Here is a 14,818-nt window from a genome sequence, read left to right on the forward strand (position 1 = left end):
ATACCAAACGGAGAACAAGTGCCTACAATTCAGCAGTTGGTCCGTAAGGGCCGTGCACCCAAGGTCGTAAAGACCAAGGCGCCCGCACTTAAGGGCAACCCCATGAAGCGTGGCGTATGCACCCGTGTATACACCACCACCCCGAAGAAGCCGAACTCAGCACTGCGTAAGGTCGCACGTGTTAAGCTCAACGGCGGCGTCGAGGTTACCGCATACATCCCCGGTGAGGGTCACAACCTTCAGGAACACTCCATCGTGCTCGTCCGCGGTGGTCGTGTGAAGGACCTCCCCGGTGTTCGTTACAAGATTGTACGTGGCGCACTGGATACCCAGGGCGTTAAGGGCCGCGGTCAGGCTCGTTCACGCTACGGCGCAAAGAAGGAGAAGAAGTAATGCCTCGTAAGGGTCCCGCTCCTAAGCGTCCCCTCGTAAACGATCCTGTTTACGGCTCACCGCTGGTTACCCAGCTCATCAACAAGGTTCTGCTGGACGGCAAGAAGTCAACCGCTGAGCGCATCGTCTACGGTGCACTCGAAGGCGTTGCTCAGAAGACCGGCGCAGACCCCGTAGTAACCCTCAAGAAGGCAATGGACAACGTCAAGCCTTCACTCGAGGTTCGCTCACGCCGCGTCGGCGGCGCGACCTACCAGGTCCCCGTCGAGGTTCGTGCAGGCCGTGCAACCGCTCTGGCTCTGCGCTGGCTCGTTGGCTTCTCAAAGCTCCGTCGCGAGAAGACCATGACCGAGCGTCTCATGAACGAGATCCTGGATGCGTCCAACGGTCTCGGTGCCGCTGTGAAGCGTCGCGAAGACACTCACAAGATGGCCGAGTCCAACAAGGCCTTCGCACACTACCGCTGGTAATTTCTTCGTAGCCTGCCGTTATTACACAAGTACATAGCGGCAGGCTTTCGGAGTTTCTCACAAGGGAGAACAAAGTGGCACTAGACGTGCTTACCGACCTGAATAAGGTCCGCAACATCGGTATTATGGCGCACATCGACGCCGGTAAGACCACCACCACCGAACGCATCCTCTTCTACACCGGTATCAACCACAAGATCGGTGAGACCCACGACGGTGCTTCAACCATGGACTGGATGGCTCAGGAACAGGAACGCGGTATCACCATTACCTCCGCGGCAACCACCTGCTTCTGGAAGAACAACCAGATCAACATCATCGACACCCCCGGCCACGTTGACTTCACCGTTGAAGTTGAGCGTTCACTGCGCGTCCTCGACGGCGCTGTTGCAGTGTTCGACGGCAAGGAAGGCGTTGAGCCTCAGTCTGAAACCGTTTGGCGCCAGGCTGACAAGTACGAAGTTCCCCGTATCTGCTTCGTCAACAAGATGGACAAGCTGGGTGCAGACTTCTACTTCACCGTAGACACCATCGTCAAGCGTCTCGGCGCTAAGCCCCTCGTTATGCAGCTGCCCATCGGCGCTGAAAACGACTTCATCGGCGTCGTTGACCTGCTCACCATGCAGGCCTACGTCTGGCCCGGCGATGCCAAGGGTGACGTTACCATGGGTGCTTCCTACGAAATCCAGGAAATCCCCGCTGACCTGCAGGAAAAGGCAGAGCAGTACCGTGCCGAGCTCGTTGAAAACGTTGCTGAAGCTTCCGAAGAACTCATGGAAAAGTACCTCGAAGAGGGCGAACTGACCATCGAGGAAATCAAGGCAGGCGTCCGTGCCCTGACCGTTGCTAACGAAGCCTACCCCGTCTTCTGTGGCTCAGCATTCAAGAACCGCGGCGTACAGCCCATGCTCGACGCAGTTCTCGATTACCTGCCCTCACCGCTGGACGTCCCCGCAATGGTTGGCCACCTGCCCTCAGACGAAGAGGTCGAAGTAACCCGCAAGCCCTCAGCTGACGAGCCCTTCGCAGCTCTGGCCTTCAAGGTTGCAGCTCACCCCTTCTACGGTCAGCTGACCTACATCCGCGTTTACTCCGGTAAGGCAGAACAGGGCCAGCAGGTTCTGAACGCCACCAAGGGTAAGAAGGAACGTATCGGCAAGCTCTTCCAGATGCACTCCAACAAGGAGAACCCTGTTGAAGAGATTCAGGCAGGTCACATCTACGCAGCAATCGGCCTGAAGGACACCACCACCGGTGACACCCTCTGCGACGTTGCTAACCCCGTAGTTCTGGAATCCATGACCTTCCCCGCCCCCGTGATCTTCGTGGCTATCGAGCCCAAGACCAAGGGTGACCAGGAGAAGATGTCGACCGCTATCCAGAAGCTGTCTGCTGAAGACCCCACCTTCACCGTTTCACTCAACGAAGAAACCGGCCAGACCGAAATCGGCGGTATGGGCGAGCTCCACCTCGACATCATCGTTGACCGTATGAAGCGCGAATTCAAGGTTGAGGCTAACGTTGGTAAGCCCCAGGTTGCTTACCGCGAAACCATCACCAAGAAGGTCGAGAAGGTCGACTACACCCACAAGAAGCAGACCGGTGGTTCCGGTCAGTTCGCGAAGGTTCAGGTCTCCTTCGAACCCATCGCCCTCGATGCTGAAGAGCTCTACGAGTTCGACAACGTCGTCACCGGTGGTCGTGTTCCCCGCGAATACATCCCCTCCGTTGACGCCGGTATCCAGGACGCAATGCAGCTCGGTATCCTCGCTGGCTACCCCGTTGTTGGTGTCAAGGCAACCCTGATCGACGGTGCTTACCACGATGTTGACTCGTCAGAAATGGCGTTCAAGATCGCTGGCTCAATGGTCTTCAAGGAAGGCGCCCGCCGCGCCGCTCCCGTCCTGCTGGAGCCCCTGATGGCTGTTGAAGTACGTACCCCCGAGGATTACATGGGCGACGTTATCGGCGACCTGAACTCACGTCGTGGTCAGATTCAGTCCATGGAAGATGCAGCAGGCGTCAAGATCGTTCACGCTCTTGTTCCGCTGTCAGAAATGTTCGGTTACATCGGTGACCTCCGTTCAAAGACCCAGGGTCGTGCAGTCTTCTCCATGGAGTTCGACAGCTACGCCGAGGTTCCCAAGAACGTCGCTGATGAAATCATCCAGAAGAGCCGCGGCGAGTAATTCTCACCCAAGTGCGGCTCACCTCGTGTGAGCCGCACCGCTTTTCAAAAAAACCTTGTAATTGAACCCGTCTTCGGGTTTCGCCCCACCGGTCTTATCCGCTATTGTGGTAGCTAGACCGCCTTTTACGGCGGAGTGCGCCGGTGTGAAACCCGAGTGCAGGTTCTCAAATCTTCTCTATAGGAGGAATACTCTTGGCTAAGGCTAAGTTCGAGCGCTCCAAGCCTCACGTAAACGTCGGTACCATCGGTCACGTTGACCACGGTAAGACCACCCTGACCGCTGCAATCTCCAAGGTTCTGGCTGACAAGTACCCTGACCTGAACGAGCAGCGCGACTTCGGTATGATCGACTCCGCTCCTGAAGAGCGCCAGCGCGGTATTACCATCAACATTGCTCACATCGAGTACCAGACCGAGAAGCGTCACTACGCACACGTTGACGCCCCCGGTCACGCTGACTACGTCAAGAACATGATCACCGGTGCTGCTCAGATGGACGGCGCAATCCTCGTTGTTGCTGCCACCGACGGCCCCATGGCTCAGACCCGCGAGCACGTTCTGCTGGCTCGCCAGGTTGGCGTTCCCACCCTGCTCGTTGCTCTGAACAAGTCAGACATGGTTGAGGACGAGGAACTGCTCGACCTCGTTGAAATGGAAGTTCGCGAACTGCTCTCCTCACAGGAGTTTGACGGTGACAACGCTCCCGTTGTTCGCGTTTCCGCTCTGAAGGCTCTCGAAGGCGATCCCGAGTGGGTTGCTAAGGTTGAAGAGCTCATGGACGAGGTTGATAACTACATTCCCGACCCCGTTCGTGAGAAGGACAAGCCCTTCCTCATGCCTATCGAAGACGTCTTCACCATCACCGGTCGCGGTACCGTTGTTACCGGTCGCGCCGAGCGCGGTACCCTGAAGATCAACTCCGAAGTTGAGATCGTTGGTATCCGCCCCATCCAGAAGACTACCGTTACCGGTATCGAGATGTTCCACAAGCAGCTCGACGAAGCATGGGCAGGCGAGAACTGTGGTCTGCTGCTTCGCGGTCTGAAGCGCGACGACGTAGAGCGTGGTCAGGTTGTTGTTGAGCCCGGCTCAATCACCCCCCACACCCAGTTCGAGGCTAACGTCTACATCCTCTCTAAGGATGAAGGCGGCCGCCACAACCCCTTCTACTCGAACTACCGCCCCCAGTTCTACTTCCGCACCACCGACGTTACCGGTGTTATCACCCTTCCCGAGGGCACCGAAATGGTTATGCCCGGCGACAACACTGAGATGACCGTTGAGCTCATCCAGGAAATCGCAATGGAAGAGGGCCTCGGCTTCGCAATCCGCGAAGGTGGCCGCACCGTTGGTTCAGGTCGCGTTACCAAGATCCTCAAGTAAGTCCCTTACTTCTCGATCTGAACTCCTACTAGCGTCCAGCTAGCGGAGGGCGATAGAAGGCTGGCCCCGCAGAGCAATCTGCGGGGCCAGCCCCTTTTTTGTTTCTTTGATGAGCCCCTGATGAGCAGCGTGTCTATTGATGCTTAGCCCAGGGGATAACCGGAGTCTCGCGATTGCCCTGGCTCTGGGGGTGGAGCTGGTTCTGAGGCTGGCTCTGGGGTTGAGGCTGCGCTGCAGGTTCTTCTGCCCGAGCAAGGAGCCGCCAGATAACGAGCCCCATGAGAACAAAGCCCAGGAAGAGGAGCGACCAGGCATTTAAGCCGTCTAAGACATAGAGCACCTGGTAGGTCAGTAGTAGAGCCGTGAGGGGAGGAGCCAGCTTTTTCCCTACCGTGGAGGAGGCCCCGAGAAGCGTGCCGGTGGCAGCAAGCAGCAAAATCGTATCGTAGGGGGCTAGATAGGGATAGTTGAAGGGGAGAATGAGCAGGCTATAGAAGACCTGGGCGCTAAAGGCTAACCAGAAAAGACGGGCAGGGCGGTTGCTCTGACGTGGGAGGCCAGCAGGCTGGGCGCGCATCCATATCGGCAGCGCATCAGGGCGGCCTACCAGAGCCAAAAGTGCACAGCTGAGGGTGAGGGCCTGGAAGAAGTAGAACACCCCGTTATCCATATCGTGATAGAGCAGGGTCTTCAGGAGCAGGTTATTGAGCCCTAGAAGCAGGATTGCGGGCCGGACGGCAGGGGAGACGAGCAGGAACCAGGCCAGGGTGAAAAGCAGAACAAGAATCAGCGCGAGCGGCAAGCTTTCATCGGCGAAGTAGGGATAGACCCCGGTGAAATGAGCGATAATCAGGCCTGTGAGTGACATGCCCCGGTTGTGCTGGTAGCCCCACCGTCCTAGCGGGTCAGCGGGACGTACACGCAGAGATGCACGACCCGGAATAGGAGGACGGGCAGCTTGTGCTGCTGGCAGCAGAGCCGCTCCCAGGGTAGTAATTACTAGAATGCTCGCCGTAATCCAAGTCAAAACAGCGACATTGATGAGGCTTGTGAGCCCCCATAGCAGGGTGGCCAGGCCCACGGTGAGGGCAACCGAGATGAGGCCTGATTGGGCAGCAAGGACGCCCTGGGTGCGGGGTGCTCGCAGCCAGGTGAGAGCAAGTGCCAGGAGTATGAGAGCGCCAAGAGCCGTGGTGGGGTTCCAGTCTGTATCTATAAGGAATAGGCTCACGGCAGCAGAAACCCAGCTTAAACAGAGAGCCACCATGTACTCCACCGGGCTCTGAGACGGAGTTCTACGAGATAGCAAGAGTATGGAGCTGGCAGCCAGGAGAGCTGTAATGCTCAGGAAGACCAGTAGCAGGGTGCGGCCAGTGAAGGAAGAAAAACTCATCACGACGACAGCGGCGCCCACCAGGTAAATCCTAAAGGTAACCAGGGCATGAGAGCGCGCTGGGGAACTCAGCAGGGGGAGGGCAGCAAGGATGCCCGTTGCCGCGACTGCCAGGGCAAGGAGAGTGTACTCAGCCGGTAGGGGTCCTGCGCACAGCATGATGAGAGCCAGGGGTACAACCACATAGAACGTGGTCAAAAGCCCTACCGGTTCAAGGCTGCCAGGCGAGCGTAGCTGGGCTGGGGCGTCCGCTCCGTGAGGTGAAATGAGGGCAGCCGCAGCCCTGCCCTGCATTGTGCGGGTAGCCAGAGCCCTGCTCAGGGTGAGAAAGGCAGTGCAAAGGGTCAGCCCGGTATAAACCCCGAGCCCAAGGCTATGAATTCCGTACCCTATCGGTTCGGTATGAGCCATGAAGGTCAACGATACTGAGGGGCGCATCGTAATAGCTGCCGTTGTTCCGAGAAGGCCCGCGAGGAGAGCAAAAAAGGGGAAGACCTGGGAGACAGGAAGACGCCTGTGGAGTGCAGCAGGTTTTGTTGCCCGGGAACGTAGGAGAAGTTCGGCTAGGAGGTAGCTAGTGGACGCTCCTGCCACCAGAAGGACTAACCCAAGGTAACGGGGGCTACCTGCTGCGAACCCTAGAGCAAGAACCGCGACAGCAGTGACCATGAGCGTGGTGAACTGAGCCCAGCGGACGGAGCGCAAGCGGGTAGCTTCGCTGCCGTTGAATTCTTGAGCGTTGCCTCTCGCTGCTGGCAGGCAGAAAACCCCAAGCAGAATTAGGTTAACCGCTAGGGGATCCGGTGGTAGAACGAAAAATCCTACCCACGCCAGAGCTAAGGCACCTAGGGGAAGGTGCTGACTGAACCGGGTGCGGTAGGCTAAAACGCCGAGGGAAGCGCAGTTGGCAAGGCTGATGAGGCCCAGGAGCATCGTGCTTGAAAGACTCTCCTGCGTGAAAGAAACCAGCGATGTTGCGGGAGCGGTATCAATAAAGGTGGGAACTGCCTGCATCTGGTCTATGAGCCGTGCGAGGGCAGACGCAAGGAAAGGCTGGGCGAGTCCCCAGGTGACCCAAGCATCGACGTCCACCCGCCAGGGTAGGGGAGGACGGGCCCAAGCTAGTACGAGTGCACTTGCCACCAGGAAAAGGGCAACAGGGATAGAGAAAGGGAAGGAGGTGACGCTGCGCTCGTGAAGCCACAGGGCTAGGGCAGCTACCGCTAGCAAGGAATAGATACGGGCCTGGAGGTAGTAGAGCCAGGTGGGCGGCTGCCTGAGCTGGGCACCCGCATAAAGGGTCGCCAACGCCGCAATAATGCTGATTTCCCAGGGTGCCAGGCTGGTGTAGAAAAGGGCAGCGCCTACAGTTACCGGAACGAAGATGCGAGAAGCATCGAGAAAACCCGCGGCGAGTTGAGTAGGCATGCGGTCCTGGAAGGTCCGCAGCCAGAGAGTAAGCGCGGTTGCAAGGACGAGGAGAGCAACGAAATACCAGATCAGCGCGACTTGCAGGTTCTTTGACATGGCCAGGACGTCAGAGACCAAAAAGGCTAGGGCCAGGTAGCTCATCACCCGGGCCTGCATCAGAGCTAGGGCGCCGCAGGCGGCAAGGGTGCCGATGCAGGAAACCAGTAGCCAGAGTAGGGGCCCTGATTCCGGCCAGATGAGGGTGTAGAAAGCGAATCCGCACAGGGGGATAAGAGCTAGGGCCGTGCCGGTAAAGGCGTAGGACGCCAGCCGCAGCTTGGGAACCCAACGAAAGGTGCCCAGCCCCGCTGTATAGAAGAGGACGGCAAGAGCAGACAGCAAAAAGGCCTGTTGCGGCGCTGTGGCCAGAGAGGTGGCCAGCAGCCCGGCGGCGCTGATAATCAGAAGACTGCCCAGGTACAGACCGATATTGAGCAGGATATTCTCAGTAGAGCGTCGGTGAGGTAGGGGCCGGAAATCTGGGTGTGTGCTCATACTTTTATCCTAGTGAGGGCGCGCACTATTGCTCGGTATATGACAGGCTTCTTTCCGCTTCTATGCAGTGCGCGGACGCCCGTGATTGAGTAGAAGAGGAAAGGAAATGCGGGCTGAATGTGGGGCTGGGCACTTCATACAGGAAAACCTTGCGGGGAAGCCTGGACTCTGGCAAGATGGATAACGTTGTTCAAGCGCTTACCGCGTGAAAGTAGCCCTGATTCCTTCTCGAATCGGGTGAAGGTAAGCCCAAATATGACCCAATCGATCAGTTCGAGGGAAAAGTGCGCTCCTTTTTGCCCTAGCAAAAAAGCGACACGCCCGAGTTCGGGGGTCGGTGCCTCGGTAGGGTGAGGAACCCGGCAGATGTCGGATTCAGCCTACGCAGAGGTGGCGCGAAAGAGACGAAGAATCATCTCTTTACCTCAAGCGCCAGATAAAGGAGCAACCGCTCCGTTACAGGGAAGTAGACAAGAAAGAGAGTCCGACAGATGGCGGGACAGAAAATCCGCATCCGTCTGAAGTCATACGACCACGAGGTCATTGATTCTTCAGCTCGGAAAATCGTTGAGACAGTTACGCGTGCAGGCGCGACGGTAGTAGGCCCCGTGCCGCTGCCCACCGAAAAGAACGTTTACTGTGTTATCCGTTCGCCTCACAAGTACAAGGACAGCCGCGAGCACTTCGAAATGCGCACGCACAAGCGTCTGATCGACGTCGTTGATCCGACCCCCAAGGCTGTTGATGCCCTCATGCGTCTTGACCTTCCGGCAGACGTAAACATCGAAATCAAGCTGTAGAGGATCGCATCTAAATGACTAACAAGTTCGAGCGCCAGGTTAAGGGCCTGCTGGGCACCAAGCTTGGCATGACCCAGGTCTGGGACGAAAACGGCAAGTTCGTGCCCGTTACTGTCGTCAAGGCCGATTCCAACGTTATTACCCAGCTGCGCAACGCTGAGACCGATGGCTACGAAGCTATCCAGATTGGTTTTGGTGCAATCGAAGCTCGCAAGGTAACCAAGCCCCTCGCCGGTCACTTCGAGAAGGCAGGCGTAACTCCTCGCCGTCACCTCGTTGAACTGCGTACCTCAGACGCCGCTGAATACTCACTCGGTCAGGAACTGACCGTTGAGCTCTTCGAAGCAGGCCAGAAGGTCGACGTGGTTGGCAAGACCAAGGGTAAGGGCTTTGCCGGTGTTATGAAGCGTCACGGCTTCGCAGGTGTAGGTGCATCACACGGTGCCCACAAGAACCACCGTAAGCCCGGCTCAATCGGTGGCGCATCATACCCCGCACGCGTTTTCAAGGGTATGCGTATGGCAGGCCGTATGGGCGCTGCACGCCACACCACCATGAACCTCACTATTCAGGGTGTAGACGCCGAAAACAACGTTCTTCTGATCAAGGGTGCTATCCCCGGTCCTAAGGGTGGCGTTGTTCTGGTTCGCACCGCTGTGAAGGGAGCCTAATAAACCATGGCTGTCAAGACCGTAAAGGTAGACCTGCCCGCTGACATCTTCGACGCTCAGGCCTCTATTCCCCTGCTTCACCAGGTAGTAGTCGCCCAGCTCGCAGCAGCACGCCAGGGTACCCACAAGACCAAGAACCGCGGCGAAGTTTCCGGCGCAGGTCGCAAGCCTTTCAAGCAGAAGGGCACCGGCCGTGCACGTCAGGGCTCAATCCGTGCACCCCACATGACCGGTGGTGGCATCGTACACGGCCCGACCCCGCGTAGCTACGCACAGCGTACCCCCAAGAAGATGATTGCAGCTGCACTGCGCGGCGCTCTCTCAGACCGCGCTCGTCACGACCGCGTTCACGTTGTCGAAACCCTGGTAGAAGGCACCAAGCCCTCCACCAAGGCAGCTAAGGCAGCAATCGCAGAGATCACCAGCCGCAAGAACGCACTGGTTGTCATCGACCGCAAGGACGACCTGGTAGCACTGTCAGCACGCAACCTTGAGAACGTTCACGTCATCTACGCAGATCAGCTGAACACCTACGATGTTCTGATCTCAGACGACGTCATCTTCACCAAGGATGCCTACGACGTATTCGTCGCAGTTGCTTCCAAGGCTAAGAAAGAGGCTGCTAAGTAATGTCTGTTACCACCTCAACTTTCAAGGACCCCCGCGACGTGATCATCGCTCCCGTCGTGTCGGAAAAGAGCTACGGTCAGCTCGACGAAGGTAAGTACACCTTCCTCGTAGACCCTCGCTCCAACAAGCTGGAAATCAAGCAGGCCATCGAGACTATCTTCGATGTCAAGGTTGCTTCCATCAACACCGCTAACCGTCAGGGCAAGCGCAAGCGCACCCGTTTCGGTTGGGGTGCTCGTAAGAACACCAAGCGTGCGATTGTAACCCTCAAGGAAGGTTCAATCGACCTCTTCGGCGGTCCGGCTGCATAAGCACCGGAGACCACTTTAGCGAAGGAAAGAAATATCTAAATGGGTATTCGTAAGCACAAGCCGACGACCCCGGGTCGCCGCGGCTCGAGCGTCTCAGATTTCGCAGAAATCACTCGCTCAACCCCGGAAAAGTCCCTGGTTCGTCCGCTCCCCAAGAAGGGCGGCCGTAACAACACCGGTCGCATCACTACCCGTCACAAGGGTGGTGGCCACAAGCGCCAGTACCGTCTGATTGACTTCCGTCGTCACGACAAGGACGGCGTCAACGCACGCGTTGCACACATCGAGTACGATCCCAACCGTACCGCCCGCATCGCTCTGCTCCACTACGTTGATGGCACCAAGCGTTACATCATCGCCCCCAACAAGCTTGCTCAGGGCGACATCGTAGAGTCAGGTCCCTCTGCCGACATCAAGCCCGGCAACAACCTGCCCCTGCGCAACATCCCCGTTGGTACCGTGATTCACGCTGTTGAGCTCCGCCCCGGTGGCGGCGCTAAGATGGGCCGCTCCGCTGGCGCATCCATCCAGCTGGTCGCTAAGGAAGGCAAGTACGCCCAGCTGCGTCTGCCCTCCGGCGAAATCCGCAACGTGGACGTCCGCTGCCGCGCAACCGTCGGTTCCGTCGGTAACGCCGAGCAGTCCAACATCAACTGGGGTAAGGCCGGCCGTAACCGCTGGAAGGGCATCCGCCCGACCGTCCGCGGTGTTGTCATGAACCCCGTTGACCACCCCCACGGTGGTGGTGAAGGTAAGACCTCAGGTGGCCGTCACCCGGTTAACCCCAACGGTAAGCCCGAGGGTCGTACCCGTCGCCCCAACAAGGAAAGCGACAAGCTCATTGTTCGTCGCCGTCGTACTGGCAAGAAGCGCTAAGGAGCCTGAAACATGCCTCGTAGTTTGAAGAAGGGCCCTTTCGTTGATCAGCACCTTTTCGTAAAGGTTGCAGCTCAGAACGAGAAGGGCACCAAGAACGTTATCAAGACTTGGTCCCGCCGCTCGATGATTATCCCCGACATGCTCGGTCACACCATCGCAGTGCACGACGGACGCAAGCACGTACCCGTGTTCATCACTGAGTCCATGGTTGGTCACAAGCTCGGCGAGTTTGCGCCCACCCGTACTTTCCGTGGCCACGTTAAGGACGACCGCAAGGGTAAGCGTCGCTAAGCTACGGTTCACCCCGTACCTTAGAAACGTTTTCCTTTCGGCAATAGACGAAAGAGAGATAGGCAATGGAAGCCAAGGCAACTGCGTCTTACGTACGCGTTACGCCTATGAAGGCACGCCGCGTCATCAACCTTATCCGTGGTAAGCAGGCGGAAGAGGCTCTGGCGATTCTGAAGTTCGCTCCTCAGGGCGCTTCAGAACCGGTATACAAGATCGTTGCATCAGCTGTTGCAAACGCTCGCCAGAAGGCTGCCCAGCAGGGCGTCCCCTTCAAGGAAGAAGAGCTGTTCATCAGCGAAGCATACGCGAACGAAGGTCCCACCATGAAGCGATTCCAGCCTCGTGCCCAGGGCCGTGCGTTCCGCATCAACAAGCGCACCAGCCACATCACCGTGGTAGTCGCTACCCCGGAGAAGGAGGAGGGCCGCTAAATGGGTCAGAAAATTAACCCCAACGGTTTCCGACTTGGCATCACCACCAACCACGTCTCAAAGTGGTTCGCTGACTCCAACAAGGAAGGCGAACGCTACGCAGACTTCGTTCGTGAAGATGTAAAGATCCGTGAACTCTTGTCCAAGGGCATGGAGCGCGCAGGCATCGCCAAGGTCGAAATCGAGCGTACCCGTGACCGCGTCCGTGTGGACATCCACACCGCACGTCCCGGTATCGTTATCGGCCGCCGCGGCACCGAAGCTGACCGCATCCGCGGTGAGCTCGAGAAGCTGACCGGCAAGCAGATCCAGCTGAACATCCTCGAGGTTGCTAACCCCGATCTGTCAGCTCAGCTGGTTGCTCAGGGCATCGCAGAACAGCTCGCTTCACGCGTTGCTTTCCGCCGCGCCATGAAGAAGGCAATCCAGTCCGCACAGCGTGCAGGCGCAAAGGGTATCCGTATCCAGTGCTCCGGCCGTCTGGGTGGCGCTGAAATGTCACGTTCCGAGTTCTACCGCGAAGGCCGTGTGCCCCTGCACACCCTGCGCGCGAACATCGACTACGGCTTCTTCGAAGCAAAGACCACCTTCGGCCGCATCGGCGTCAAGGTTTGGATCTACAAGGGTGACCTCACCGACAACGAGCTTGCTGCACAGCAGGCTGCTGGTAACCGTCGTGGCAACGGCCGCGGTGGCGACCGTCGTCGCGCAGGTGGCCGTGGTCCCCGCCGTGAACGTCGTTCCGACAACGCTTCAGCACCCGCTGAGGCTAAGACTGCAGAAAACGGTGAGGCATAAATGCTAATTCCCCGTCGAGTAAAGTACCGCAAGCAGCATCACCCCAAGCGTTCAGGTATGGCTAAGGGGGGCACCGAGGTAGCGTTCGGCGAGTGGGGTATCCAGGCCCTGACTCCCGCATACGTCACCAACCGCCAGATTGAAGCTGCACGTATTGCAATGACCCGTCACATCAAGCGTGGCGGTAAGGTTTGGATCAACATTTATCCCGACCGTCCGCTGACCAAGAAGCCTGCTGAAACCCGTATGGGTTCCGGTAAGGGTTCACCCGAATGGTGGGTCGCAAACGTCAAGCCCGGTCGAGTCATGTTTGAACTCTCCGGCGTATCCGAAGAAGTGGCTCGTGAAGCTATGCGCCTCGCAATCCACAAGCTCCCGATGAAGGCACGCGTTGTGCGTCGCGAAGGTGGTGAATAGAAATGGCAGTTGGATCAAAGGATCTGAGCATCGACAAGCTGGCAGAGCTCTCCAATGAGAATCTGGTAGAGAAGCTGCGTGAGTCGAAGGAGGAGCTGTTCAACCTCCGTTTCCAGGCAGCCACCGGTCAGCTTGAAAATCCCGGTCGTATCCGCTCGGTCAAGCGCGACATTGCACGTATTTACACCGTGCTGCGTGAACGCGAGCTCGGTATTCGTCCCGCAACCGAAGGTTAAATCACATGAGTGAAGTAAAGACTGAAGAGCGCGGCTACCGCAAGACTCGCCGCGGCTACGTAGTGTCCGACAAGATGGACAAGACCGTAGTCGTCGAGGTCGAGGACCGCGTAAAGCACGCCCTGTACGGCAAGGTTATGCGCCGTAGCTCCAAGATCAAGGCACACGACGAGCAGAACACTGCTGGTGTCGGCGACTTGGTTCTGCTGGCAGAGACCCGTCCGCTCTCCGCTTCCAAGCGTTGGCGTATCGTCGAGATCGTCGAAAAGGCTAAGTAAACCTTAGCTCTGATGGTTTCGCTCTGCTGAGCTAAGAAGAATCCCTCCCCGCAATTGGCGGGGAGGGATTCTTTGTTTTAAGGCCGAAGGTGGGAGAGAGCGGGGGGGGCACCTGAATGATGGCTTCCAATAGATTAAAGAAGTATGACGTATTTGGGGCCCATTTGTTTGAAGTAAGGGCATTAAGAACGTAGGGTTAGGTATTGTTTACTTTTTACAAAGGACAGCCCGCATGCACACCACACCTCGCCTCACTCAGCACGTGCCCCTGATGCTCGGGCGCCGTGCCGCCCTCCTGCTGCCTTTCACTGTGGGTCTGACGTTGACAGCCTGCGGTGGGGGAGGAGACACAGAATCCGCTACTCCTAGCGGTGAGACCCGCGTCGTCACCGATGTGGAAGACAAAGAGGTGACGGTACCCGTTAGCCCTCAACGGGTGATTACACTGTCTGAGCCCACCCTGGATGCTGCCCTTGCCCTAGGTGTTACTCCCGTGGGCACTGTTGCAGGCCGCGGGCAGTCCACGGTTCCTAACTACCTGGCTGAGAAGGCCGGCGATGTGCCGTTGTTGGGTACAGTCTCCCAGCTTGACTATGAGGCGATTGGTGCAACAGAACCCGACCTGATTCTGGTTGACGGCACCAGTGTCAACAACCGCCCTGACGTGCTGGAAATCCTCAATCAGATTGCACCCGTTGTCTTTACGGGTTACGCCGGAGGTCCCTGGGAACTGAACTTTGACAATGTTGCCGAAGCGCTCAATCGGGCAGAGGAAGGCGCCAAGGTTAAGTCTGACTATGAGGCGCTGATAACAGAAACCGCTACAGCTCTCGCCGAGAACTACTCCGATAAAACTTTCTCTATCGTGCGCTGGCAGGGTAGCGGTCCCTCACTGATTCTCAAGGAGCTACCTGCCGGGCAGGTGCTGGAAGACCTGGGGCTCGCTCGACCCGCCAGCCAGGACCGGTTAGGGCGCGGCCACTCCGAACCTGTTTCCCTGGAAAACCTGGCAACTATCGACGCCGATTACATGTTCCTCGGAACCCTGGGAGGCGCCAGTCAGGAGAACCCCAACTCGGACTCCATAGCAGACCTCGCCGGTGCCGCCGAAGCCCTCAAACGGGCCGAACAGACCTCCGGATTCACTGACCTGCAAGCCTATAAAGACGACCACATCATCCTGGTTGACGGCTCCCAATGGACCTCAACAGGTGGTCCCCTGCTCCTGCTGGGCATCGTCACCGACGTGAAAAAAGCTCTTCTCGACTCAGCCCAGTAAGG

17 protein-coding genes are annotated in these 14,818 nt (G+C 57.8%); 16 read left to right on the plus strand and 1 reads right to left on the minus strand.

The window, feature by feature from the left end:
* The first annotated feature begins 18 nt into the window (after positions 1–18).
* The 4 genes from rpsL (at position 19) to tuf (ending at position 4,437) form a co-directional block, all read left to right on the plus strand.
* Entirely contained in the window at positions 19–393 is a 375-nt protein-coding gene (rpsL, locus tag QM007_RS02875) for a 30S ribosomal protein S12 (protein ID WP_083090707.1), read from the plus strand.
* A complete protein-coding gene (gene rpsG / locus QM007_RS02880) occupies positions 393–863 on the plus strand; it encodes a 30S ribosomal protein S7 (RefSeq protein WP_135012878.1) in 471 nt (156 codons plus the stop codon). The genes rpsL and rpsG overlap by 1 nt, the downstream gene beginning before the upstream one ends.
* 74 nt (positions 864–937) lie before the next feature.
* Positions 938–3,052: an elongation factor G gene (gene fusA, locus QM007_RS02885; RefSeq protein WP_283490481.1), complete on the plus strand. Its 2,115-nt coding sequence runs from the start codon at positions 938–940 to the stop codon at positions 3,050–3,052.
* A 194-nt stretch (positions 3,053–3,246) separates the two neighbouring features.
* Complete coding sequence (tuf, locus tag QM007_RS02890; RefSeq protein WP_283490482.1) at positions 3,247–4,437, plus strand: elongation factor Tu; 1,191 nt, start codon at positions 3,247–3,249, stop codon at positions 4,435–4,437.
* Between the two features lie 133 nt (positions 4,438–4,570).
* On the opposite strand, the gene QM007_RS02895 is transcribed toward tuf, so the two are convergent.
* Entirely contained in the window at positions 4,571–7,795 is a 3,225-nt protein-coding gene (locus tag QM007_RS02895) for a hypothetical protein (RefSeq protein ID WP_283490483.1), read from the minus strand.
* Positions 7,796–8,286: 491 nt separating this feature from the next.
* Here QM007_RS02895 and rpsJ point away from each other — a divergent pair, with 491 nt between their 5' ends.
* From rpsJ to QM007_RS02955, 12 genes are all read left to right on the plus strand, one after another.
* Positions 8,287–8,595 (plus strand): 30S ribosomal protein S10, encoded by a 309-nt coding sequence (rpsJ, locus tag QM007_RS02900; RefSeq protein WP_068169589.1) that lies wholly within the window; start codon positions 8,287–8,289, stop codon positions 8,593–8,595.
* A gap of 14 nt (positions 8,596–8,609) precedes the next feature.
* Positions 8,610–9,266: a 50S ribosomal protein L3 gene (gene rplC / locus QM007_RS02905; protein WP_135012885.1), complete on the plus strand. Its 657-nt coding sequence runs from the start codon at positions 8,610–8,612 to the stop codon at positions 9,264–9,266.
* A 6-nt stretch (positions 9,267–9,272) separates the two neighbouring features.
* On the plus strand, positions 9,273–9,896 hold the full coding sequence (rplD, locus tag QM007_RS02910) for a 50S ribosomal protein L4 (RefSeq protein ID WP_237206211.1): 624 nt from the start codon (positions 9,273–9,275) through the stop codon (positions 9,894–9,896).
* Entirely contained in the window at positions 9,896–10,207 is a 312-nt protein-coding gene (gene rplW / locus QM007_RS02915) for a 50S ribosomal protein L23 (protein WP_135012887.1), read from the plus strand. The genes rplD and rplW overlap by 1 nt, the downstream gene beginning before the upstream one ends.
* Positions 10,208–10,246: 39 nt before the next feature.
* Positions 10,247–11,083: a 50S ribosomal protein L2 gene (gene rplB / locus QM007_RS02920; RefSeq protein WP_283490484.1), complete on the plus strand. Its 837-nt coding sequence runs from the start codon at positions 10,247–10,249 to the stop codon at positions 11,081–11,083.
* Between the two features lie 12 nt (positions 11,084–11,095).
* Positions 11,096–11,377 (plus strand): 30S ribosomal protein S19, encoded by a 282-nt coding sequence (gene rpsS / locus QM007_RS02925; RefSeq protein WP_083090719.1) that lies wholly within the window; start codon positions 11,096–11,098, stop codon positions 11,375–11,377.
* 65 nt (positions 11,378–11,442) lie between these two features.
* Positions 11,443–11,808, plus strand: a complete 366-nt coding sequence (rplV, locus tag QM007_RS02930; protein ID WP_083090720.1) for a 50S ribosomal protein L22 — start codon at positions 11,443–11,445, stop codon at positions 11,806–11,808.
* Positions 11,809–12,606 carry a 30S ribosomal protein S3 gene (rpsC, locus tag QM007_RS02935; RefSeq protein WP_185174281.1) on the plus strand — a complete coding sequence of 266 codons (798 nt, stop codon included), beginning with the start codon at positions 11,809–11,811 and terminating at the stop codon, positions 12,604–12,606. It begins immediately after the preceding gene.
* On the plus strand, positions 12,607–13,023 hold the full coding sequence (gene rplP, locus QM007_RS02940) for a 50S ribosomal protein L16 (RefSeq protein ID WP_135012890.1): 417 nt from the start codon (positions 12,607–12,609) through the stop codon (positions 13,021–13,023).
* Positions 13,024–13,025: 2 nt separating this feature from the next.
* Positions 13,026–13,259 (plus strand): 50S ribosomal protein L29, encoded by a 234-nt coding sequence (rpmC, locus tag QM007_RS02945; protein ID WP_083090723.1) that lies wholly within the window; start codon positions 13,026–13,028, stop codon positions 13,257–13,259.
* A 5-nt stretch (positions 13,260–13,264) separates the two neighbouring features.
* Complete coding sequence (gene rpsQ, locus QM007_RS02950) at positions 13,265–13,537, plus strand: 30S ribosomal protein S17 (RefSeq protein ID WP_283490485.1); 273 nt, start codon at positions 13,265–13,267, stop codon at positions 13,535–13,537.
* Between the two features lie 232 nt (positions 13,538–13,769).
* On the plus strand, positions 13,770–14,816 hold the full coding sequence (locus QM007_RS02955; protein WP_283490486.1) for an ABC transporter substrate-binding protein: 1,047 nt from the start codon (positions 13,770–13,772) through the stop codon (positions 14,814–14,816).
* Positions 14,817–14,818 lie beyond the last annotated feature (2 nt).

Origin of the sequence: Rothia sp. SD9660Na (assembly GCF_030064065.1) — a bacterium.
Classification (GTDB): Bacteria; Actinomycetota; Actinomycetes; order Actinomycetales; family Micrococcaceae; genus Rothia.